General features: G+C 50.8%; 20 protein-coding genes. 14 read left to right on the top strand and 6 right to left on the bottom strand.

Annotated features, from left to right (window positions below):
- The first annotated feature begins 15 nt into the window (after positions 1–15).
- The gene (locus ACJ8W9_RS09925; RefSeq protein ID WP_411359580.1) at positions 16–396 is read left to right on the top strand and encodes a BlaI/MecI/CopY family transcriptional regulator; all 381 of its coding nucleotides are present in this window, start codon (positions 16–18) and stop codon (positions 394–396) included.
- Complete coding sequence (locus tag ACJ8W9_RS09920; protein ID WP_411360975.1) at positions 389–1,525, top strand: TonB family protein; 1,137 nt, start codon at positions 389–391, stop codon at positions 1,523–1,525. Before ACJ8W9_RS09925 ends, ACJ8W9_RS09920 begins: the two co-directional genes overlap by 8 nt.
- On the opposite strand, the gene gorA is transcribed toward ACJ8W9_RS09920, so the two are convergent.
- Positions 1,526–2,881 (bottom strand): glutathione-disulfide reductase, encoded by a 1,356-nt coding sequence (gene gorA, locus ACJ8W9_RS09915; protein ID WP_411360974.1) that lies wholly within the window; start codon positions 2,879–2,881, stop codon positions 1,526–1,528.
- A gap of 140 nt (positions 2,882–3,021) precedes the next feature.
- Between gorA and ACJ8W9_RS09910 the strand changes: the two genes are divergently transcribed.
- Positions 3,022–3,732: a M48 family metallopeptidase gene (locus ACJ8W9_RS09910; RefSeq protein ID WP_411360973.1), complete on the top strand. Its 711-nt coding sequence runs from the start codon at positions 3,022–3,024 to the stop codon at positions 3,730–3,732.
- 1 nt (position 3,733) lies between these two features.
- On the opposite strand, the gene ACJ8W9_RS09905 is transcribed toward ACJ8W9_RS09910, so the two are convergent.
- Positions 3,734–6,037, bottom strand: a complete 2,304-nt coding sequence (locus tag ACJ8W9_RS09905; RefSeq protein WP_411360972.1) for a S9 family peptidase — start codon at positions 6,035–6,037, stop codon at positions 3,734–3,736.
- Positions 6,038–6,141: 104 nt separating this feature from the next.
- On the opposite strand from ACJ8W9_RS09905, the gene prlC reads away from it, so the two are divergent.
- Positions 6,142–8,205: an oligopeptidase A gene (gene prlC, locus ACJ8W9_RS09900; protein ID WP_411360971.1), complete on the top strand. Its 2,064-nt coding sequence runs from the start codon at positions 6,142–6,144 to the stop codon at positions 8,203–8,205.
- On the opposite strand, the gene ACJ8W9_RS09895 is transcribed toward prlC, so the two are convergent.
- Positions 8,202–8,399 carry a DUF2970 domain-containing protein gene (locus ACJ8W9_RS09895; RefSeq protein ID WP_034731006.1) on the bottom strand — a complete coding sequence of 66 codons (198 nt, stop codon included), beginning with the start codon at positions 8,397–8,399 and terminating at the stop codon, positions 8,202–8,204. The genes prlC and ACJ8W9_RS09895 overlap by 4 nt on opposite strands.
- Before the next feature lie 17 nt (positions 8,400–8,416).
- Positions 8,417–8,764: a hypothetical protein gene (locus ACJ8W9_RS09890; RefSeq protein ID WP_411359587.1), complete on the bottom strand. Its 348-nt coding sequence runs from the start codon at positions 8,762–8,764 to the stop codon at positions 8,417–8,419.
- A gap of 157 nt (positions 8,765–8,921) precedes the next feature.
- Here ACJ8W9_RS09890 and rpe point away from each other — a divergent pair, with 157 nt between their 5' ends.
- The 9 genes from rpe (at position 8,922) to ACJ8W9_RS09845 (ending at position 18,190) form a co-directional block, all read left to right on the top strand.
- Positions 8,922–9,593 carry a ribulose-phosphate 3-epimerase gene (rpe, locus tag ACJ8W9_RS09885; protein ID WP_156099478.1) on the top strand — a complete coding sequence of 224 codons (672 nt, stop codon included), beginning with the start codon at positions 8,922–8,924 and terminating at the stop codon, positions 9,591–9,593.
- Between the two features lie 32 nt (positions 9,594–9,625).
- The gene (gene trpS, locus ACJ8W9_RS09880) at positions 9,626–10,630 is read left to right on the top strand and encodes a tryptophan--tRNA ligase (RefSeq protein ID WP_411359589.1); all 1,005 of its coding nucleotides are present in this window, start codon (positions 9,626–9,628) and stop codon (positions 10,628–10,630) included.
- Positions 10,631–10,707: 77 nt separating this feature from the next.
- A complete protein-coding gene (locus ACJ8W9_RS09875) occupies positions 10,708–12,423 on the top strand; it encodes a putative bifunctional diguanylate cyclase/phosphodiesterase (protein WP_411359590.1) in 1,716 nt (571 codons plus the stop codon).
- Positions 12,423–13,022 carry an anthranilate synthase component II gene (locus ACJ8W9_RS09870; RefSeq protein WP_411359591.1) on the top strand — a complete coding sequence of 200 codons (600 nt, stop codon included), beginning with the start codon at positions 12,423–12,425 and terminating at the stop codon, positions 13,020–13,022. Before ACJ8W9_RS09875 ends, ACJ8W9_RS09870 begins: the two co-directional genes overlap by 1 nt.
- Positions 13,023–13,149: 127 nt before the next feature.
- Positions 13,150–14,352, top strand: a complete 1,203-nt coding sequence (locus ACJ8W9_RS09865; protein WP_411361135.1) for an aspartate aminotransferase family protein — start codon at positions 13,150–13,152, stop codon at positions 14,350–14,352.
- A 15-nt stretch (positions 14,353–14,367) separates the two neighbouring features.
- Positions 14,368–15,384 (top strand): arginine N-succinyltransferase, encoded by a 1,017-nt coding sequence (astA, locus tag ACJ8W9_RS09860; protein ID WP_411360970.1) that lies wholly within the window; start codon positions 14,368–14,370, stop codon positions 15,382–15,384.
- 31 nt (positions 15,385–15,415) lie between these two features.
- Positions 15,416–16,894, top strand: coding sequence for a succinylglutamate-semialdehyde dehydrogenase (gene astD, locus ACJ8W9_RS09855; RefSeq protein WP_411360969.1), 1,479 nt, complete (start codon positions 15,416–15,418; stop codon positions 16,892–16,894).
- 30 nt (positions 16,895–16,924) lie between these two features.
- Complete coding sequence (locus ACJ8W9_RS09850; RefSeq protein WP_034731151.1) at positions 16,925–17,329, top strand: OsmC family protein; 405 nt, start codon at positions 16,925–16,927, stop codon at positions 17,327–17,329.
- Positions 17,330–18,190, top strand: a complete 861-nt coding sequence (locus ACJ8W9_RS09845) for a 23S rRNA (adenine(2030)-N(6))-methyltransferase RlmJ (RefSeq protein ID WP_411360968.1) — start codon at positions 17,330–17,332, stop codon at positions 18,188–18,190.
- On the opposite strand, the gene ACJ8W9_RS09840 is transcribed toward ACJ8W9_RS09845, so the two are convergent.
- Both ACJ8W9_RS09840 and ACJ8W9_RS09835 read right to left on the bottom strand, forming a co-directional pair.
- Positions 18,187–19,080: a phosphoribulokinase gene (locus ACJ8W9_RS09840; protein ID WP_411360967.1), complete on the bottom strand. Its 894-nt coding sequence runs from the start codon at positions 19,078–19,080 to the stop codon at positions 18,187–18,189. The two genes, ACJ8W9_RS09845 and ACJ8W9_RS09840, sit on opposite strands and share 4 nt — an antisense overlap.
- Before the next feature lie 77 nt (positions 19,081–19,157).
- A complete protein-coding gene (locus ACJ8W9_RS09835; protein ID WP_411360966.1) occupies positions 19,158–19,391 on the bottom strand; it encodes a SlyX family protein in 234 nt (77 codons plus the stop codon).
- Between the two features lie 87 nt (positions 19,392–19,478).
- On the opposite strand from ACJ8W9_RS09835, the gene fkpA reads away from it, so the two are divergent.
- Complete coding sequence (fkpA, locus tag ACJ8W9_RS09830; protein WP_411359596.1) at positions 19,479–20,270, top strand: FKBP-type peptidyl-prolyl cis-trans isomerase; 792 nt, start codon at positions 19,479–19,481, stop codon at positions 20,268–20,270.
- Positions 20,271–20,343: the final 73 nt, after the last annotated feature.

Below are 20,343 nucleotides of genomic sequence, written 5' to 3'. Positions count from 1 at the left end.
ATCGAAAGGTGTCTTATGATTGAAATTAGCAATGCCGAATTGGCTGTTATGAAAGTGCTGTGGCATGAAGCTCCGCTACCTGCCGCTGACATTGTCACGCGTTTGCAACAGACGCAGGATTGGCAAGCCAAAACTATCAAAACGCTACTCAATCGTTTGGTGCAAAAAGGAGCCTTAAGTTTCGAGCAACAGGGCCGCGCCTACCTCTACCAACCCACCATTGCCGAATCTGATTATCAATTGCATGCCGGACAAAGCTTTGTTCAGCGCTTGTTCGCGGGCAAGGTCACGCCCTTAGTCGCGACCTTCGCCGCCGCTGAGCAGCTGAGTAAAGATGATATTGCTGAACTCAAGGCTTTGGTGGCGCAACTGGAGCAGGAGCAAAACGATGCTTGAATGGCTACTTAACGGGACTATTGTCATCGCTGTAATAGGTACGCTGCGACTCGTTAGCCATCGTTGGCTGTTGCAACAACTGGGTGCAGTCACGCTCTACAGCTTGTGGTTAGTGCTACCCATGTCGCTCATGCTGCTGGTTCTTGCAAACTTCTGGCCGCAACAACAGGTCAACAGCGCTGCTTGGCTGTGGGTCGTTGAAGCACAGCAGCAAGTACAGCAAATGGCGATGCAAAATCACAGTAGTTGGCTGGTCGTAAGTTGGCTTGTGGGCGTGACATTAGCATTGGCCTGGTTGGTGTCTCGCTGGCCTCTGTTGCAGCCAAAATGGCAGCTAGGACGCTTGCGGGTGGTGCGTACGCCGCGAGGCGAGAGTCCAGCAATGACAGGGATTCTGCGGCCGACGCTGTTGCTACCACGTGATTTTGCGCAACGTTTCAGTGCACAGCAACGTCATCTTATTCTAATGCACGAGCAGCAGCATTGGTTGCGCGCAGATACCAGCGCCAACTTACTTGCTTACTTTGTTTGTGCAGTCTTTTGGTTTCATCCAGTAGCTTGGTTGTGTTACCGCAGATTCCGCCGTGATCAAGAACTCGCTTGTGATGCCCAGGTGTTAGCTGATGCAGCACCTAGACAGCGGGCAAGTTATGCGCAGGCGTTATTACAGGTAGCGGCTACGACTCAACTGGGGCCGCGGTACAACCCCAATCTTTATCGCTATGGAGCATACAACACTATGAAAGAACGGATACAACTATTGAAACAACCACAACGCTTGCGTTATTTGCCTATGGTTTGCGCGACTTTGGTGAGTTTGGCCGTCGTCGGTGCATGGCAAGCGCCAGTAATGGCCGCAAACAGTCAGCAAAGTGAAGCTACGCCGATTGTTCGGATCAATCCTAGCTACCCAACAACTGCTGCAGAGCAAGGCATCGAAGGACAAGTCACACTGAGCTTTAGTATCACCACTGATGGTAAAGTCAGCGATGTCGAAGTTGTGGAATCGCAGCCTCAAGGCGTGTTTGATGAGGCTGCGGTAGCAGCTTTGCAGAAATGGCGTTACCACCCAGAGCATGCTGGCGCAGGGCATAAGGTTGCCCTGGCCTTTCAGCTTGCGAGTGAGTAATTAACGTAAGGTAACGAATTCTTCGGCGCTAGTGGGGTGCAATGCCACAGTAGCGTCGAAGTCTGCTTTGGTTGCGCCCATTTTCATCGCCACGGCAAAACCTTGTAAGATCTCGTCCATACCTTCACCGATACCATGCATCCCGACCACTTTTTCTTCGTCGCCAACACACACCAGTTTAAAGGTGCTTAAAGCCCGATGTGGCGTGACTGCATTGTACATGGCCGCGAATTTCGAGCGATAGACTTTGACATTGCCATCACCATATTTAGCAACCGCTTCGACTTCTGTCAGACCGACCGTGCCAATCGGCGGATGGCTAAAGACGATGGTGGGGATTTGGCTGTAATCCATATGTGCGTCTGGCAGTTCTGGATTAAACAGGCGTTCGGCGAGTAGTCGTCCAGCTTTGATCGCTACCGGCGTTAATTGTGCTTCGCCAGTGATATCGCCCACCGCATAAATACCTTTCACATTGGTGTTTTGGTACTTGTCGGTGCGAATAAAACCGACAGGGTCAGCTTCGACACCAGCTGCTTCCAGATTGATTTTATCGGTTGCAGGTTCGCGACCGATGGCCCAGATCAAGCAATCAACACCTTCAATCACGTCACCACCTTCGGTGTGTACCGTCAGTAAACCGTCGTCATTTTTAACCACTTTGGCAACACTCGCGTGGGTGTGTAAGGTCGGTCCGTCTTGCGCTAAGCGTTCGAGTAGGGCATTGGTGATGTCCTCATCGAAATAGCGTAATGGGCGGTCACGACGTACTAACAAATGCGCGTCAGAGCCCAATGCATGGAGCACGCCGGCAATTTCTACAGCGATATAGCCGGCGCCGACCACTACTGCTTTGTTTGGGCGTTCTTCTAAGGCGAAGAAACCATCTGAATCAATACCGTACTCGGCACCTTCGCAGGTTGGGATGATAGGGCGCGCACCGACAGCAATGGTGATATGGTCTGCGGTAATGTGCTCGCCGTTCACTTCAACTGTGTTCTTATCAACAAAGCGGGCAAAGCCTTCGATGTAGTCCACACCGTTGCTTTCGAAGCCACGCTGGTAGCCGCCGTGAATTCGTTGAATATAGGCTTCGCGATTGTCCACCAGCGTTTTCCAGCTGAAACCAGTTTGTTCCAGCTTAAAGCCATAGGCTTCGCTATATTTCAGAGCTTCGGCGATGTGTGCGCCATACCACATGACCTTTTTTGGAACACAGCCGACATTGACACAGGTGCCACCCACTGCTTTCGCTTCAATCACTGCAGCTTTAGCGCCGCGAATGGCTGCGCGATTGGCTGAGGCAATGCCACCACTACCGGCACCAATCGCTAAATAATCGTAATGTCGAGTCATGCGTTGTACTCCTGTTACATGCTAATCTGTGAAAAACGTATCTGTATAAACTTAACAGTAAAAATAAAGTGGGCTGTATGATTACCTAAAACCTTACAGTCTGCAATGCAACCAAGGTCTCAGGCGAGCGGAAATAACCGATGACAGCTATCTACCCAATCTATCGTAGTAAGCGCAGACGGACGCTTGCGATCAAAATTCGTGACGGGCAAGTTGAAATTAGGGCGCCGTGGCATCTATCAGAGCGCCGCATTCAGGCCTTTGTTGCGGCTAAACACGATTGGATCAACAAGCATTTGTCGCGTCAACAGCAGCAACTTGCCGACTTTAGGGTGCGCCGTTGGCAGTCCGGTGAGCGTTTGCGTTGGCTTGGCGAGCCACTCACTTTGGTGGTGCAAACCCATACTCGCAAAAGCTGTCGCCGGGTCGCCGATAGTCTGCAAGTAACGGTGACGCCACGTGCCAACCCAGACAATGAACCGCGCGGTGTGATCCGCAAATGGTATCAACAGCAAGCGCAGGCTTGGTTGGATGTTTTTTTTGCCAGTGAGTGGCCATACGATCATGAGCTGCGCCCACAGTGTTGGAGTATCGGTCACTTCTCGAGTAAATGGGGACATTGCACGCGCAAAGGCGAACTTAAATTTTCGTGGAAGTTGTGGTTGGCGCCAGAGTGGGTGGTGCGGAATGTGGTGATTCATGAGTTGTGTCACTTGCAAGAATTCAACCATAGCACGCGCTTTTGGCAACTTGTCGCACAGCATTCTGAAGATTATCAAGCAGCGGAAAAGTGGCTTCGTCAGCACGGCATGACCGTGCTGAACGAAACCTATCTCGATTATCGTGACTGAATTACTGCGGTTGCGCGCCAAGTGGCAAGTGTTCGCGTAAAAAGTCAGTCATCATGGTACGCAGGTGCAAAGTGGTTCCTTCACCTTCGTTGATACCGTGCGTCCGGTTCGGGTAAGCAAAGAACTCGAACTGTTTACCATGCTTAACCAATTCGTTGACCAAGCGCTCTGAGCCTTGGAAATGCACGTTATCGTCGCCAGTACCGTGCACCAACAGCAAATCACCTTGCAGGTTCGCAGCGTGGGTAATCGCTGAAGTCTCGCGGTAACTTTCCGCTGCTTCCGGCAGTAAACCTGAATAACGCTCTTGGTAAATAGTGTCATACAAGGTTAAGTCAGGCACTGGCGCCAAAGCGATACCAACGTGATAAGCGTCCGGATAGCGGAACAAGGCGTTCAACGTTTGCGAACCGCCACCACTGTGACCCCAAATGGCAACACGATCTGCATCAATAAAGGACCAGCGCTCAAGCATGGCTTGCAGCGCATCGTATTGATCACGAACGGTCACTACGCCCAGGTTTTTGTAAATCGAACGGCGCCAGTCGTAACCACGTGGCGAGCGGGTACCGCGGTTATCGATCGAGGCGACAATATAGCCCTGCTGGGTAAGGTAGGTGTGCCATAAGAAGCGCTCACCGCCCCAACTATTGCTGACGGTTTGGCCCCAAGGTTCACCGTAAACGTAGAATACAATCGGGTATTCTTTGTTCGGGTCAAAGTTGGCCGGTTTCATCAAGAAGCCGTCAAGCGCTAAGCCGTCGCGTGCGTTGACTTGAAAGAATTCAAACTCACCTTTGGCCAAGTCGTCAATACGAGCTTGCACTTCAGCATTGTCTTGAATCATGCGGATGCGTTGGTGGTCAGGCAAGCTAATCATGTCGATTTGCGGCACTTGCTCAGCACTCGAGTAGGTGTGCACCGCATATTGAGCATCAGCCGAAAGCTGATAGCCATGGGTGCCCGCTTGCGCCGGAGTTAAGCGCTCAAGTTTGCCACTACCGTCAAGGCTAGCGCGCAGCAAATAACGCTCTAGCGGTGTATCTGGCGAAGCAATAAAATACACCCAGCCTTGCTCCTCGTTGATTTGCAGCACTTCGACTACATCCCAGTTGCCGCGGGTAATTGCGGTGGCGCGGCCACTGTCGCGATCGATACGATACAGATGGCGGAAGCCACTGCGTTCACTTAACCAGGTAAAGGCATCACCATTGTCGATAAACTGCACGTCGTCGACATATTCGGCCCAGCTTTCGGTGGTTTCGCGCACGACCTCTGCTACTTCGCCATTGTTCGCGTTAGCCAAGAAGGCGCGATTCACCGCTTGCGAACGGGTCAGTTGTTGAATGAAGAGTTGCTCAGAATTACCGGCCCATTGCATGCGCACCAAATAATGCTGGCGCGGATCGCCGGGGACTTTCATCCAGGTGGTCTCCCCACCGTCCGCAGGCATTACGCCGATACGCATCGCGGCATTGGTTTCACCAACTTTTGGGTAGGGGAAGGTTTTCAGGGTTGGATACAAGGTATCGGTATTATTGATCATGGTGAAGATCGGCGTGCCTTCGGTATCGAGCTGCCAATACGCGATATTCTCACCATCAGGGCTCCAGCGAAACCCATCACGCAGGAAGAATTCTTCTTCGTTCACCCAATCAAAAGTACCGTTGACGATGGTGTCATCGCCGTCCGTCGTCAGTTGAGTGATCTTACCGTCGCTGAGGCGCTCAACATAAATATTGTTCTGCATCACGTATGCAACGCGCGTACCGGCAGGGTCGAACTTGGCGAATTGTAAAGTCGAAGGCTCAGCAAAGGTACCGAGCTGGCTCAATTGCCGTGAAGCTAAATCAAACACCCAGTAATCGCCCAAGGTATGGGTGCGCCAAGAGCGTTTGGTATTGGTGAAGATCAGTAGCTTACTAGCATCTTCCGACCAATGGTAATCAGCAACCGCCAAAGGTTCATCCCAGCCCCGTGGCATCAGTTCTTGAGCCGAAACGAGAACCGTGCGTTGCTGGGTTTCTGGATGATAACGGACCAAGTCACGTCCCGCGCCCTCAGCCGCTTCTAACGTGGTGTAGCCGCTGCCATCAGCGAGCCAACGCGTGGGGGGTACACCGCGCGGCGAATAATCCCGTGTGCTGTACATTTGTTCTAGGGTAAGCGCGGTACCAGCAAGTGGCGCCGCGGTGGTTTCCGCTACCCGAGTGGTGGTCGGTGTTGTGGTACAACCCGCTAGGACTAATGCTGCGCTGGCGAACGCAAGGTTGCGCAAGAACTGCGATTTTGAGTTTGAAAACATCGGTGTTTCCTTTGTTATTTTTAGCGATGACCTTGAAAAAAGCAGTGTCGGCCAAACATCTTCTGTAAAGTAGTTACACAGCGCATTATTCAAGAGGACGTCGCATGAGTCAAAACCCTTTGTTAAGCGAGTACCATTTACCGCCATTTGCTGACATCAAACCCGAGCACATTGTGCCGGCCATCGAGCAGCGCATTGCCGACTGCAAAACCACGATTGAGCAGGTGATCAAGACGGGCGAATTCACTTGGCAAGGGTTGGTGGCACCACTCGAAGAGGTTGACGACTTGCTAGAACGCAGTTGGTCACCGGTGTCACACCTCAATTCGGTAATGAGTTCCGACAGTTTGCGCGAGGCGCACGATGCTTGTTTGCCACTGTTAAGTGAGTACGGTACCTATGTGGGTCAACACGAAGGGCTCTTTAAAGCATTTAAAGCCTTACATGAAAGTGCTGAGTTTACCGGTTTGAGCGAAGCACAACAGAAAGTGGTGACCGATACCTTACGTGATTTTGAGCTATCAGGTATTGCATTGCCAGATGCACAGAAGCAGCGCTACGCCGAAATCCAAACGCGTTTGTCAGAACTCGCCTCGACCTTCAGCAATCATTTACTGGATGCTACCGATAGCTGGCACTATTTAGTAACAGACGAAGCGCAGTTGGCGGGTTTGCCTGAGAGTGCAATCGAGGCAGCCGCCGCAGCGGCGGTTGAAAATGATCAACAGGGTTGGCGCTTCGGTTTATCGATTCCAAGTTATTTGCCGGTTATGACTTATGCCGATAACGCTGAGCTGCGTAAGACGCTGTATCAAGCGTTTACCACACGTGCATCGGAGCAAGGACCACAAGCAGGTCAGTTTGATAACTCGGCGGTGATGGCGGAAACTTTAGCGTTGCGTCACGAATTGGCGCAGTTGTTGGGTTTTGCGAACTATGCAGAGTTTAGCCTCGCCACTAAAATGGCTGAATCAGCTGCGCAGGTCGAAAGCTTCCTTGAAGATTTAGCGCGTCGCTCGTTGCCGCAAGCCCACGCCGACTTTGCTGAAGTACTCGAATTTGCTAAACAAGAATACGGTGTTGGCGAGCTTGAAGCCTGGGATGTCGCTTATTACAGCGAAAAACTCAAGCAACAGAAGTACGCCATTTCCGATGAAGAGTTGCGTCCTTACTTCCCGGAACAGCAAGTTCTTAAGGGCTTGTTTAGCGTGGTCGAACAGCTGTTTGGCATGCGTGTCGATGAGCAGCCAACGCCATCAAGCTATCATGAAAATGTGCGCTATTTTGTTATCCGCGATAGCAATGACGACGTGCGTGGCAGCTTTTTCTTAGATTTGTATGCGCGTAATGGCAAGCGTGGCGGTGCGTGGATGGCGGAATGTGCAGTACGGCGTATCACCAGCAAACAAAGCCTACAGTTGCCAGTTGCCTATCTAACCTGCAATTTTAACAAGCCCGTGGGTGATAAACCGGCGCTGTTTACCCATGACGAAGTGCTGACGTTATTCCATGAATTCGGTCATGGCTTGCATCATATGCTAACCAAAGTCGATGTTGCTGGGGTATCGGGCATTAATGGTGTGGCATGGGATGCCGTTGAGTTGCCGTCGCAGTTTCTCGAGAACTGGTGTTGGGAACCACAAGCCTTAGCGCTTATCTCAGGGCACTATCAAACCGGTGAACCCCTACCGGAAAACATGCTCAACAATATGCTCGCAGCGCGTAACTTCCAGTCCGCCATGCAAATGGTGCGGCAGCTTGAGTTTAGCTTGTTCGATTTACGCATTCATCGTGATTACGATCCAGCGCAAGGCGATCAAATTCAAGCCATTCTCGATCAGGTTCGTGAGCAAGTCGCAGTGCGCAAGCCGCCAAGCTATAACCGTTTCCAGCATAGTTTCGGGCATATTTTTGCCGGTGGTTACGCGGCTGGCTATTACAGTTACAAGTGGGCAGAAGTGTTATCAGCTGATGCCTACAGCCGCTTTGAAGAAGAAGGCATCTTTAACCGTTCGGTCGGCCAAGATTTTCTCGAAGCAATTCTGGAGCGCGGTGGTTCGCGTGAAGCGATGGATTTATTCAAAGCGTTTCGTGGTCGTGAGCCGCAAGTAGATGCGCTATTGCGCCACTCTGGTATCACTTCACAAGAGCAGGCGGGTGCTGTTTAAGGCAGCACCCAATTGACGATCAACAGTAAGCTGACAACAAACAACACGATAAAGACAATTCCCACGGCAATGTAGACCAGCGGACGCCCTTTCGCGAAGTCGCGTTGCCGATTCTCTTCGGTTTGCACACCAAAAAGCGCAGCAAGGACGCTGATAATCACACTAAAGAAATTAGGTTTGCTATCGCTGGTCATCAACCGACCCGTTGCGATTAAAGGCTGACTTTACGGTTGCTACCGTAGTCTTGAGTCGGTTGCTCTTTGCCACCAAAGAGCAATTCGAAAAGATCAAGGAAATGAAACTGAGTTGAACGGCTACCACCAAACAACCAATTACTCCAAGATAGCTCTTGCTCTGCCGCGCGCTGCACTGCACATTGCTGAGCTGCTGAAGGCTTTTCAGTATTTTCTAACATTTTCACGCATTCGACTTCACTTGCAGCGATGGCTTGTTGGCCATCGGTGTTGATGAGTGCAACAGACAGCAATAAACCAGCGGCAATAAAGCCGGAAACAGCTTTCTTGTGCGGGGTTAACTTGTGCTGAGTCTTTGCATTCATAGTGAGTCGCTCGACGGCTTGCGTAAATTACGTACAATTTAGCAGGTTTTGGCATATGTTGCCAAGCTGTTAAGCGGATTTTTTTGACTGCCAAGCGCTAACCCATTCTGCTACACTATTGCGACTTTTTTAGCCGATGCGTATTGAGGACATTTTTGTGGCAGATTATTTGATCGCTCCCTCCATTCTTTCAGCCGACTTTGCCCGTTTAGGTGAAGAAGTTGAGAAGGTACTCGCAGCTGGCGCTGACGTGGTGCATTTCGATGTTATGGACAATCACTTTGTGCCGAATTTGACCATTGGTCCAATGGTCTGTAAAGCGCTACGTGACTATGGTATCAAAGCGCCAATTGATGTGCATTTGATGGTCAATCCGGTCGAGCGGATGATCGATGAGTTCGCCAATGCCGGTGCCTCGATTATTACTTTTCATCCTGAAGCGGCGACCCATATTGACCGTTGTCTGCAACAAATTCGTGATCATGGCTGTCAAGCAGGTTTGGTGTTTAATCCAGCAACGCCGCTGCATTACCTTGATTACGTGATGGACAAAGTGGATGTCATTTTATTGATGTCGGTGAACCCAGGCTTTGGTGGCCAGCAATTTATTCCAGCAACACTGGATAAACTGCGCGAAGCTAGAGCACGTATCGATGCCAGTGGCCTACCGATTCGTTTGGAGATTGACGGTGGCGTAAAAACCGACAATATCGCCGAAATAGCAGCAGCTGGTGCGGATATGTTTGTCGCCGGCTCAGCCATTTTTAATCAACCCGATTACGCAAAAGTCATCGCCGATATGCGTGCGCAATTGGCAAGCGTGAATTAATTTTTGGATACGCAGTAAGAAGCGAAAGTAACATGAGCAAACCTATTGTATTAAGCGGCTGTCAGCCGTCAGGGCAACTTTCTATTGGCAATTACATTGGCGCATTACGGCAGTGGGTGAAGATGCAAAGCACGCACGACTGTCGCTTTATGCTGGTTGATTTGCACGCCATTACGGTGCGGCAGGACCCAGCACAACTTCGCAGTGCAACCCTCGATGGTTTAGCGCTCTACATGGCCTGTGGTTTAGACCCTGATAAAAGCGTGATCTTTGTGCAATCGCACGTTGGTGAGCACGCACAGTTGGCGTGGATCCTTAATTGCTATACGCAGATGGGTGAGCTCAACCGGATGACCCAGTTTAAAGATAAGTCAGACCGCCACGCCAACAACGTAAATGCCGGATTGTTCACCTATCCAGCGCTGATGGCGGCCGATATTTTGTTGTATCAAGCGAATGAAGTGCCGGTTGGTAACGACCAAAAACAGCATTTGGAATTGGCCCGTGACGTCGCTACCCGCTTTAACAACATTTATGGTGATGTCTTTACCATTCCAGATCCGTTTATTCCGGCTGTGGGTGCACGCGTGATGAGCCTGCAAGATCCACTGAAGAAAATGTCGAAGTCGGACGATAATCCGAACAACTTTATCGGCTTATTGGAAGACCCGAAGAAAATCAGCAAGAAACTCAAGCGTGCAGTGACGGATTCCGACGAGCAGGCGCGCATCTACTTCGATACCGAAGAGAAGCCAGGCGTTTCTAACTTGCTATCGATCTTGTCAGCGGCAACCGGCAAGTCGATTACCGAACTGGTGCCTGCATATGAAGATAAAATGTACGGTCACCTGAAAACCGATACCGCTGACGCCGTGGTCGCAATGCTGGAACCGATTCAGCAGCGCTACGCTGAGTACCGCAACAATATGGATTACTTAAACCAGGTAATGGCTAAAGGTGCTGACCAAGCGAGCGAATATGCTGCGGAAACATTGCGTAAAGTCTATGACGTCATTGGCTTTGTGCCGCGTCCGTAGTTGACCCGAGGTTAAATAACTTGTCGCTTACTGGCTACCTCGTTATAGTGTTTTACATCAGTATAACGAGGTAGTGAGTGGTGACTGACTTCCCGAAAACGGCAACCGCCTACCAGCTTGCCGACATCCATTTTTTACGTGCGCATTATGAGCGTTGGCAAACTATTTACGAGTTGGCACCGGTCGGCGTGTCGATAGCTGACGAAGCCGGCCAAATCATCGATGCTAACCCTGCCGCCGAGCGCATTCTCCGACTTTCCAAAGATCAGCATCTGAGCGCGACTATCCACGACAGTCAGTGGGAAATTCTTGACGCTTTGGGGCAACATTTACAACCGGAGCACTATGCGAGTGCCATCGCATTGCGCGAGCAGCGCGTGGTCGAAAACCAAATTATGCAGGTTCGCCATCGTCAGGGCATGGCATGGCTGACCGTCAGCGCGGCACCGTTACCTACTGGTGGCGTGATCATTGTGTATGCTGATATCACCGAAGTGAAAGAGCAGGCACAACGGATTGCTTATTTGTCCGCACATGACCAGCTTACCGGAATCGCGAATCGTACGGCGTTTTTTGGTCAGCTTGAGCAGCGCATTGTCGCGACCGCGAAGAACGAGCAAGTAGCGGTGCTAGTACTCGACATCGATGGCTTCAAAGAATTCAATGAAAGCGCAGGGCATGAGACTGGCGATAAGATTCTTCAAGAAGTAGCCAAACGCATCGCAAGTGCCGCCCCGCCAGCAAGTTTTGTGGCTCGTATTGGCGGCGATGAATTTGCTGTGACCTGCAGTTTTAAAAGCGATATTCATGCGCGCATCATCACTTACATAAAGGTTGTCACCCAGCCTATTCGAATTGGGCGGGCCGAGTTTCATGTACATTTAAAGGCTGGACTTGCGCATACCAAAGCAAGCGAAGCAAATGCTGATAAACTCTGGCGCCAAGCTGACTTGGCGATGCATGAGGCGAAAGCCAAACGGCAAAGCTTTGCGGTGTTTCATCAAGAAATGAGTGAGCGCTATGTGCGCCGTTTCGAGATGAGCGAACGATTGCAACGAGCGATTAGTTTGGGAGAGCTAGAATTGCATTATCAGCCGCAATTTGATGCGGATAGGAATTATTGCGGCGTAGAGGTTTTGTGTCGTTGGTACGATGATATTTTCGGTCAGGTGTCGCCCTGCGAATTTATTCCACTTGCCGAAGAGCGCGGTTTAATTGGAGCACTCACTGAAGCCGTGGTGGAAAAGTTACTGCAGCAAATGATTGCGTGGCGAGATCAAGGTCTTCATATTCCGCATCGTTTTGCGATCAATTTATCAGTGCAAGACTTGGAACGACCGCAATTGCTGCAATGGATTAAACAAAAGGTTGCCGTCACTGGGCTTGGCGCTGAGCGTTTCGAATTAGAAATCACCGAAACTGCTTTAATGCAAAATCCAGAACAAGCCATCGACACCTGTCGCGAGCTGCAAGAGCTAGGATTCCGTATCGCTATTGACGATTTTGGCGTGGGCCATTCGTCATTGAACTATTTGAAGAAAATGCGTGCCGACTTACTCAAAATTGATATGAGCTTTACGCGCGAAATGCTCAACAATCCGTCCGACCACGCGATAGTAAAAACCATCATTGCAACGGCAGATATATTCGGCATGGAAACTCTTGCTGAAGGCGTTGAATCCGAGGCGCAAGCGGCAGAGCTGAAGCGTCTTGGTTGCCACTATCTACAAGGTTATCTGCTTGCCAAGCCGATGCCTGCCAGTGAATTTACAGCCTTTATTCGAGCCCTCTAATGCTATTGATGATCGATAACTACGATTCGTTCACGCACAACGTTGTGCGTTATTTTCGCGAACTCGATGCGCCGGTGAAAGTGATTCGCAACGACGCGATGAGCTTGGTGGAAATCGAGCAGTTGCAACTTTCTGGCATTGTGATTTCGCCTGGGCCTTGTACCCCAAATGAGGCTGGCATTAGCCTTGACGTGATTCGTCATTTTGCCGGTAAATTACCCATTCTCGGGGTGTGCTTAGGGCATCAAGCGATAGGTCAGGTGTTTGGCGCACAAGTGGTGCGTGCGCAGCGCGTCATGCATGGTAAAACCTCAGTAATTAGTCACCACAACACCGGTTTAATGCAGGGGTTACCGAAGGCATTTCGCGTGGCACGTTATCACTCCTTAGTGCTTGCTCCTGAATCCATGCCGGCATGCTTGCAGGTGGATGCGTGGACGACCAACGACGACGGTGAGCGCGAAATTATGGCGATGCATCACCATGAATTGCCGCTTTGGGGGGTGCAATATCATCCCGAAGCTATCGAAACTGAGCATGGCCATGCGGTTTTTCAGAATTTTCTGCTGCATACTTATGCAAGCAAAGCGCAAGCTTAAGCCAAAACCCTGAACTCCTTGATTTTTCTTAGCTGCAGGCACGACAGCGGCGGTTTTTTCTGCAATAATATGACCACTTTAATTATCCGTAATTGAATCGAATTGAGAGGAATTTATGGCAGACCAAATGAAAGTGACCCGCGCCACCTTTGACGAAGTGATGGTGCCAAACTACAACCCAGCAAAAATGGTGCCCGTGAAAGGTGAAGGTTCACGCGTATGGGACCAAGAAGGTGTGGAGTACATCGACTTTGCTGGCGGTATTGCGGTGAACTGTTTGGGTCACTGTCACCCAGCTATGGTCAAGGCGTTGACCGAGCAAGGTAATAAACTCTGGCACTTAAGTAACGTGTTTACCAACGAGCCTGCTATTCGTTTAGCGAAAAAGCTGACTGAAGCGACCTTTGCCGATCGCGTTTACTTTGCCAACTCAGGCGCCGAAGCCAACGAAGCAGCTTTGAAGCTTGCGCGCCGTTGGGCACTCGATAAGTTTGGTGCCGAGAAAAACGAAATCATTGCGTTCACCAAAGGCTTCCATGGTCGTACCTTCTTTACCGTAACCGTTGGTGGTCAGCCAGCCTACTCAGATGGTTTTGGACCTAAACCAGGTGCGGTTGAGCACGTGGATTACAACGATTTAGCAGCGCTTGAAGCAAAAATGTCAGACAAAACTTGTGCGGTGATGATGGAACCATTGCAGGGTGAAGGTGGCGTTATCAGCCCTGACGCAGAATTCGTTAAGGGCGTACGTGAGTTGTGCGACAAATACAACGCATTGCTCGTGTTTGATGAAGTTCAAACCGGCTTTGGTCGTACGGGCAGCCTCTATGCGTACCAGCAAACAGGCGTAACCCCTGATATCTTGGCTTCGGCCAAATCACTCGGTGGTGGCTTCCCGATCGGCGCGATGCTGACCACTGCTGAAATCGCTGAGCACTTGAAGCCAGGTACCCATGGCAGTACTTACGGTGGTAACCCGTTAGCTTGTGCCGTTGCTGAAGCGGTGTTTGACGTAGTGCATACCGACGAAGTGTTGAACGGTGTAAAACACCGTGAAGAACTGTTCAAAGGCAAACTGGCTGAAATCAACGAACGTTACAATATTTTCAAAGATATTCGTGGCCAAGGTTGCCTTATCGGTGCTGAACTGACCGATGCATATGCTGGCAAAGCGCGTGATTTCCTTAATGCTGGTGCTGATGAAGGCGTCATGGTCTTGGTTGCCGGCCCGAACGTGATTCGCTTCACGCCATCGTTGATTATTCCTGAAGCGGACGTCAACGAAGGTTTAGCGCGCTTTGAGAAGGCGATCGCGAAGCTCGTCGGCTAAGCTCACGGAGTCCCTATGTTAGTGGTACGTCCGATCACGCCGCAGGATTATGCGGCGCTTTATACTTGCGCAGTCGAATCTGGCTACGGGTTCACCTCGTTGCCAGTCGACGAGGCCTTACTGCGACGTCGCATTGCCCGTGCGCAAGAAGCTTTCGCTCGTGAACACGTTAGTGAGCCCGGCGAAGAAGGCTACTTATTCGTTATGGAAGACACCACCACCGGCGAAGTCGTTGGTTGCAGCGGTATTGAAGCCGCAGTCGGTTTAACCGAAGCCTTTTATCACTATCGTCTTGGCAAAGTCGTGCATCATTCGAAGAGCCTCGACGTATACAACGCGCTTGAGACCTTGACCCTGTGCAATGACTACACTGGCGTGAGTGAGCTGTGCACGCTGTTTTTGCGTGAACCTTTCCGCAAGAACCAAAATGGCCGTGTGTTATCGCGTTTTCGTATGCTGTTTATGGCTGAATTCCGCGACCGCTTTAGTCAATTTGCGATTGCAGAAATGCGCGGTGTGTCTGACGAAAATGGCGATTCGCCATTTTGGCATTGGCTCGAAAAGTACTTTTTCAATATGGACTTCAATCAAGCCGACTACCTTACCGGGATCGGTGAAAAAGCCTTTGTCGCCGAGTTGATGCCGCAGTTTCCGCTCTACGTGAAAATGCTCGACCCCGAAGCACAAGCAGTGATTGGGCAAGTCCACGAGAATACTCGGCCAGCGCTGCGTATGCTTGAAAACGAAGGCTTTCGCTTTCGTGGCTACGTCGATATTTTTGACGCTGGCCCGACCGTCGAAGTAGAAGTTGCGAACATAAAAAGTGTTCGTGAAAGTCAGCGCTTACCCATTCGAATTGGTAAGCCAAATGACCAAGCCGCGCGCCATATCATCATGAATACGCGTGTCGCAGACTTCCGTGCTGGCCAAGCACCAGCCGAAGTCCATGCAGATTATCTTTTGATTAGCCCTGAAGCCGCTACCGCGCTGCGCCTAGAAGCAGGTGATGCAGCACGATTTGTAGCACTCTAGCTTGTTAGCTTGATAACCCAAGGAGCTTAGTATGTCAGAACAGAATTTATTTATCGGTGGCCAGTGGGTCGCTGGTGAAGGAGATAGTTTTAAGTCGATCGATCCAGCTCGTAACGAGGTGGTATGGGAAGGCCGCAGCGCCTCGCCACAACAGGTGGATGCTGCGGTGATGGCAGCACGTGAAGCCTTTGTTGCTTGGGCTGACAAAGAAGTCGAAGAGCGCCTGGCTATTTGTAAGAAATTTGCCGAACTGTTGGAAGCGAACAAGCAAGAATTTGCTGAAATCATTGCCCAAGAAACTGGCAAACCGATTTGGGAAACCTTAACTGAAGTCGGCGCTATGGTTGGTAAAGTCGCGATTTCTGAGCGCGCCTACCACGAGCGCACTGGCACCGTTGAGAACCAAATGCCAGCGGGCAAAGCCTTTATTCGCCATAAACCACATGGTGTCGTCAGCGTTTATGGCCCGTATAACTTCCCGGGTCACTTGCCGAACGGTCACATCGTGCCGTCGCTGATTGCCGGTAACACCGTGGTGTTTAAACCGAGTGAAATGACGCCGAAGGTCGCAGAGTACACAGTTAAAATGTGGCAACAAGCTGGCTTGCCAGCAGGCGTGTTGAACTTGGTGCAGGGCTTGGTTGAAACAGGTAAGTCATTGTCTTCACATCCACAAATTGATGGTCTGTTCTTTACTGGCTCATCAGGTACCGGGCATGTCCTGCACAAGCAATTTGCCGGTCATCCAGATAAGATTCTAGCGCTCGAAATGGGCGGTAATAACCCGTTGATCGTGAAAGACGTTAAAGATGTCGATGCTGCGGTGCACGACATTGTGCAATCGGCGTTTATCACTACCGGTCAGCGCTGTACTTGTGCGCGTCGGTTATTCATCGAGCGTAGCGAAAACGGCGATGCGATTATGGCGCGCTTACTTGAAGTTGCAGCACAAATCGAAGTTGGTGACTATGCTGCCGATCCGCAGCCATTTATGGGCGCGATGATTTCGGCAAAAGCAGCGAGTCAAATGGTACAAGCGCAGAATGACTTAGCGGATGCGGGTGCGAAAGTATTGCTGCGTATGCAGCAAAAGGACCACAACTTAGGTTTTGTGACGCCAGGTATTTTGGACGTCACTAACGTTGAAGAAATGCCAGACATTGAGCATTTCGGCCCGTTACTTAAAGTCTATCGCTACACTGACTTTGACGCCGCAATCAACGAAGCAAATAATACGTCTTTCGGATTATCCGCAGGCATGTTGTGCGATGATGAAGCAACGTATCGCTACTTCTTCAAACGTATTCGGGCCGGTATCGTGAACTGGAACCGCCCAACCACTGGTGCGAGCAGTGCAGCACCCTTTGGTGGCATTGGCGCGAGCGGCAACCACCGTGCGAGCGCTTACTATGCGGCGGACTATTGCGCATACCCTGTAGCCTCAGTCGAAGCGGAGCATGCGGTGTTGCCAGAAAAGTTAGCACCGGGTTTACACTTTAATAAAAACTAAGCAAACGGAGAACAGCACATGGCAGCAGCAATGCAAGCAACTGTGGAATGGCAACACGACTTGGTGTTCACCGCGACCAGCGGCACCGGTCATAGTGTGACCCTCGATGGCAATAAAACCGCAGGAGCATCACCCATGGAAATGGTACTCGCCGCTGCCGGTGCATGTTCTTCAGTCGACGTGGTGAGCATTCTCGAAAAAGCGCGACAGCAGGTAACGGGGTGTCGTTGCGAAGTGAAGGGTGAGCGCGCTGACGCCGTGCCTGCGGTTTATACCAGCATTCATTTGCACTTCGTGGTTACCGGACATGACGTCGCCGAAAAGCATGTCGAACGCGCGGTGCAATTATCGGCGGAAAAATACTGCTCGGTTGCCAAGATGCTCGAAGCTGCAGTGACCATCACCCATAGCTTTGCGATTGAGCAGGCTGCGTAAGTGAACTACCGCCACAGCTACCATGCCGGCAATTTTGCCGACGTTGTCAAACACGCCATTCAATGGGCGTGTTTGTCGTATTTGCAGCAAAAAGAGAAGCCATTCTGGTCGCTTGATACTCACGCCGGACTCGGTATGTATGACTTGACCGGCGAGCAAGCGCAGAAGACTGGTGAGTGGCAGCAAGGTATTGCGAAAGTTTTAGCCGCAGCGGAGTGTCCTTCTGCAATCAGCGGATACTTTGCCGCAGTGCGTCAGTTAAATACGGATCAAACACTCCGTTGGTACCCCGGTTCACCTTATTTGGCGGCATTGCAACTGCGTGCGCGCGACCAGTTGACGTTATGCGAGTTGCATCCGCAAGATGCCGAAGCATTACGCGCAAACGTCAAACAAGATTTTCCGGCACGTGGGCAAATCCAAGTGCATGCCGACGACGGCTATGCCGCACTCAAGGCACTGACCCCGCCGCCGATTAAGCGCGGTTTGGTACTGATTGATCCCCCATTTGAGCAAACCGACGAATTCGAACAAATTGAGCGCGCCTTGCACGACGGTCTAAAACGTTGGGCGACAGGTACTTATGTAGTGTGGTATCCGATTAAAGACCCGCTTAAGATTGGTGAGTTCCACCAGCGTATCAGCGACATGCCGCTAGTCGAAAAAGCTTATGCTATTGATTTTCTTGCCAAAGGTGCGACTGACACCACCCGTATGAATGGCTGTGGCATGCTCATGATTAATCCGCTGTACGGCGTGTTGCACCAAGTGGCACCTATCATGAACTTCTTAACGCCGCTATTGGCGCAAGACCGCGGCGCAGAATGGCAAGGTCGCTGGCTGAAGAACAACGAAGCTTAGTTTTTTAGCCACGCCGGCTTGCCGCCATGTTGCTTGGCGAACATCATTTCTTCGATCAGCGGCGCTAGAATTAGCTCCATTGCGAACACCATCTTGCCGCCGGGCACCACCAGCGTGTTCATGCGCGACATGAACGAACCGTCAATCATTTGTAAATAGTACGGGAAGTTGACGTTGCGCATGCCACGAAAACGAATCACCACGAAACTTTCATCAAGCGATGGGATATCTTTGGCGCTAAACGGATTCGAGGTATCGACCGTCGGCACCCGCTGGAAGTTAATATGGGTACGCGAAAATTGCGGCACGATGTAATGAATGTAGTCTTCCATGCTGCGTACAATGCTTGCGGTCACTGCCTCGCGACTGTGTCCACGCTCGGCGGTATCGCGCAACAATTTCTGAATCCACTCTAAGTTGACAATCGGAACCATGCCAATCAACAGATCAACATGCTTGGCAACATCATGTTGGGCTGTCTGTACGCCGCCGTGAAGCCCCTCATAGACTAATAAGTCAGTGCCTTCATGAAGTTGTTCCCACGGTGTAAAGGTGCCGGGCATTTGATGGTAAGGAACAGCCTCATCGAAGCTGTGCAGGTAACGCCGCACCTCGCCTTGACCACTACTGCCGTATTCGCTAAACAGCGCCTCTAGGCGATCAAAGTCATTAGCATCGGCACCAAAATAACTGATGTGCTTACCTTGTTCTTGTGCTTTGCGTATCGCTACATCCATTTCCGGGCGCGAGTACCGGTGAAAACTGTCACCCTCGACCCATGCGGCGGTAATGGTTTGCGCTCTAAGAATATGCCGCAACGCTTGCCCAGTGGTAGTGGTACCAGCACCAGAGGAACCGGTAACCGCAATAATTGGATGTTTGACCGACATACTGTCTCCCGTAAAGTTTGAATGAATGTTATACGGGGTCAGCCCGAGAGGGTCAAGTTTGCTCGGTGCAAGGCACCTCAGTAATGAGGCGGGACTTCATCGGCAGGATCGGAATTCCCTTGCTCTCCTGGCTCTTGCATCTGCTCGAGCCGCTCACTAAGCTGTTGAACCTTGCGCGCTAACGCATGTAACTGGTCACTCTGACGGGTGACCAACTGGTTCAAGGTCTCGATGGTGTCGTCTTGAAAGGCAATTCGACTCTCAAGTTCGGTTAATTGCGCAAGCATTGCGTTATCATGCGGTTCAGCCATAGGCAAAAGCCCCTATTTATGTGTAGTATAGAAATCGCAACGAATTAGACCTTGTTAATAGCAAGAATTCAATCCTGGAGTAACTGAATGAACTACTTAAAGAAGACTTTTGCGGTGAGCTTAGTCGCTCTCGCAATCGCTGGTTGTACAACTGAGAAACAAGAACCGTATCCGGTCAGCGAACAAGCACCAACTGAAGAGCAGGCGAAAATGGCCTATGCGTTGGGTGCATCGGTAGGTACTTTTGTCGGTACCAACCTTGATGAGCAAGACAAAATGGAGTTCGTGCTTGATCGCCAACAAGTGATCGCCGGCTTTGTTGACTCACTCAAAGCAGAATCTAAGCTGACCGAAGAAGAAACCGAGCAACTGCTGACCACTATGCAGCAACAATTCAACGAATTGAAAAGCTCGAAGTTAGGCGCTGCATCAGTGGCTGAAGGTGACGCTTACCGTGCCGAGAACGCGAATAAAGAAGGTGTTATGGTGACCGAATCTGGCTTGCAGTATGAAATTCTGCAAGAAGGCGAAGAAGGTGGTGAACAACCAACGGCAGAAGATATCGTTGAAGTTCATTACGAAGGCACCTTAATTGACGGCACCGTATTCGATAGCTCGATTGAACGTGGTCAGCCAGCAGTATTCCCACTCAATCGCGTGATTCCTGGTTGGACCGAAGGCGTGCAGTTGATGAGTGTCGGCGACAAGTTCCGCTTCGTCATTCCACCTGAACTTGCTTACGGCGATCGCGAAGTAGGTGGCGGCGCGATTCCTCCAAAATCAACGCTCATTTTTGAAGTCGAACTCATCGACGTAAAAGAGCAACCAGCCGAAAACGCACAGCCTGAAGCAGCCGCAGAAATCGAAGCTGAAGGTTAATTCGCGCATTTGACTGATGAAGGGCTGCCAAGTGCAGCCCTTTTTTGTGTTTAGCTCTCTATCGTCAAGAGGG

It is taken from the genome of Pseudidiomarina salilacus (genome assembly GCF_047323925.1).
Classification (GTDB): Bacteria; Pseudomonadota; Gammaproteobacteria; order Enterobacterales; family Alteromonadaceae; genus Pseudidiomarina; species Pseudidiomarina salilacus.
The sequence above is the reverse complement of the archived record's forward strand: the minus strand, read 5'-3'. Positions and strand labels throughout refer to the sequence as shown.

What these genes read in the sequence shown, in the direction of transcription:
- ACJ8W9_RS09850 (WP_034731151.1), top strand. Translation starts at nt 16,925, where the DNA reads ATGCAAGCAACTGTGGAATGGCAACACGACTTGGTGTTCACCGCGACC.
- ACJ8W9_RS09870 (WP_411359591.1), top strand. Translation starts at nt 12,423, where the DNA reads ATGCTATTGATGATCGATAACTACGATTCGTTCACGCACAACGTTGTG.
- gorA (WP_411360974.1), bottom strand. Translation starts at nt 2,881, where the DNA reads ATGACTCGACATTACGATTATTTAGCGATTGGTGCCGGTAGTGGTGGC.
- astD (WP_411360969.1), top strand. Translation starts at nt 15,416, where the DNA reads ATGTCAGAACAGAATTTATTTATCGGTGGCCAGTGGGTCGCTGGTGAA.
- ACJ8W9_RS09835 (WP_411360966.1), bottom strand. Translation starts at nt 19,391, where the DNA reads ATGGCTGAACCGCATGATAACGCAATGCTTGCGCAATTAACCGAACTT.
- astA (WP_411360970.1), top strand. Translation starts at nt 14,368, where the DNA reads ATGTTAGTGGTACGTCCGATCACGCCGCAGGATTATGCGGCGCTTTAT.
- trpS (WP_411359589.1), top strand. Translation starts at nt 9,626, where the DNA reads ATGAGCAAACCTATTGTATTAAGCGGCTGTCAGCCGTCAGGGCAACTT.
- ACJ8W9_RS09895 (WP_034731006.1), bottom strand. Translation starts at nt 8,399, where the DNA reads ATGACCAGCGATAGCAAACCTAATTTCTTTAGTGTGATTATCAGCGTC.
- ACJ8W9_RS09920 (WP_411360975.1), top strand. Translation starts at nt 389, where the DNA reads ATGCTTGAATGGCTACTTAACGGGACTATTGTCATCGCTGTAATAGGT.
- ACJ8W9_RS09910 (WP_411360973.1), top strand. Translation starts at nt 3,022, where the DNA reads ATGACAGCTATCTACCCAATCTATCGTAGTAAGCGCAGACGGACGCTT.
- ACJ8W9_RS09925 (WP_411359580.1), top strand. Translation starts at nt 16, where the DNA reads ATGATTGAAATTAGCAATGCCGAATTGGCTGTTATGAAAGTGCTGTGG.
- ACJ8W9_RS09840 (WP_411360967.1), bottom strand. Translation starts at nt 19,080, where the DNA reads ATGTCGGTCAAACATCCAATTATTGCGGTTACCGGTTCCTCTGGTGCT.
- fkpA (WP_411359596.1), top strand. Translation starts at nt 19,479, where the DNA reads ATGAACTACTTAAAGAAGACTTTTGCGGTGAGCTTAGTCGCTCTCGCA.
- prlC (WP_411360971.1), top strand. Translation starts at nt 6,142, where the DNA reads ATGAGTCAAAACCCTTTGTTAAGCGAGTACCATTTACCGCCATTTGCT.
- ACJ8W9_RS09865 (WP_411361135.1), top strand. Translation starts at nt 13,150, where the DNA reads ATGAAAGTGACCCGCGCCACCTTTGACGAAGTGATGGTGCCAAACTAC.
- ACJ8W9_RS09905 (WP_411360972.1), bottom strand. Translation starts at nt 6,037, where the DNA reads ATGTTTTCAAACTCAAAATCGCAGTTCTTGCGCAACCTTGCGTTCGCC.
- ACJ8W9_RS09890 (WP_411359587.1), bottom strand. Translation starts at nt 8,764, where the DNA reads ATGAATGCAAAGACTCAGCACAAGTTAACCCCGCACAAGAAAGCTGTT.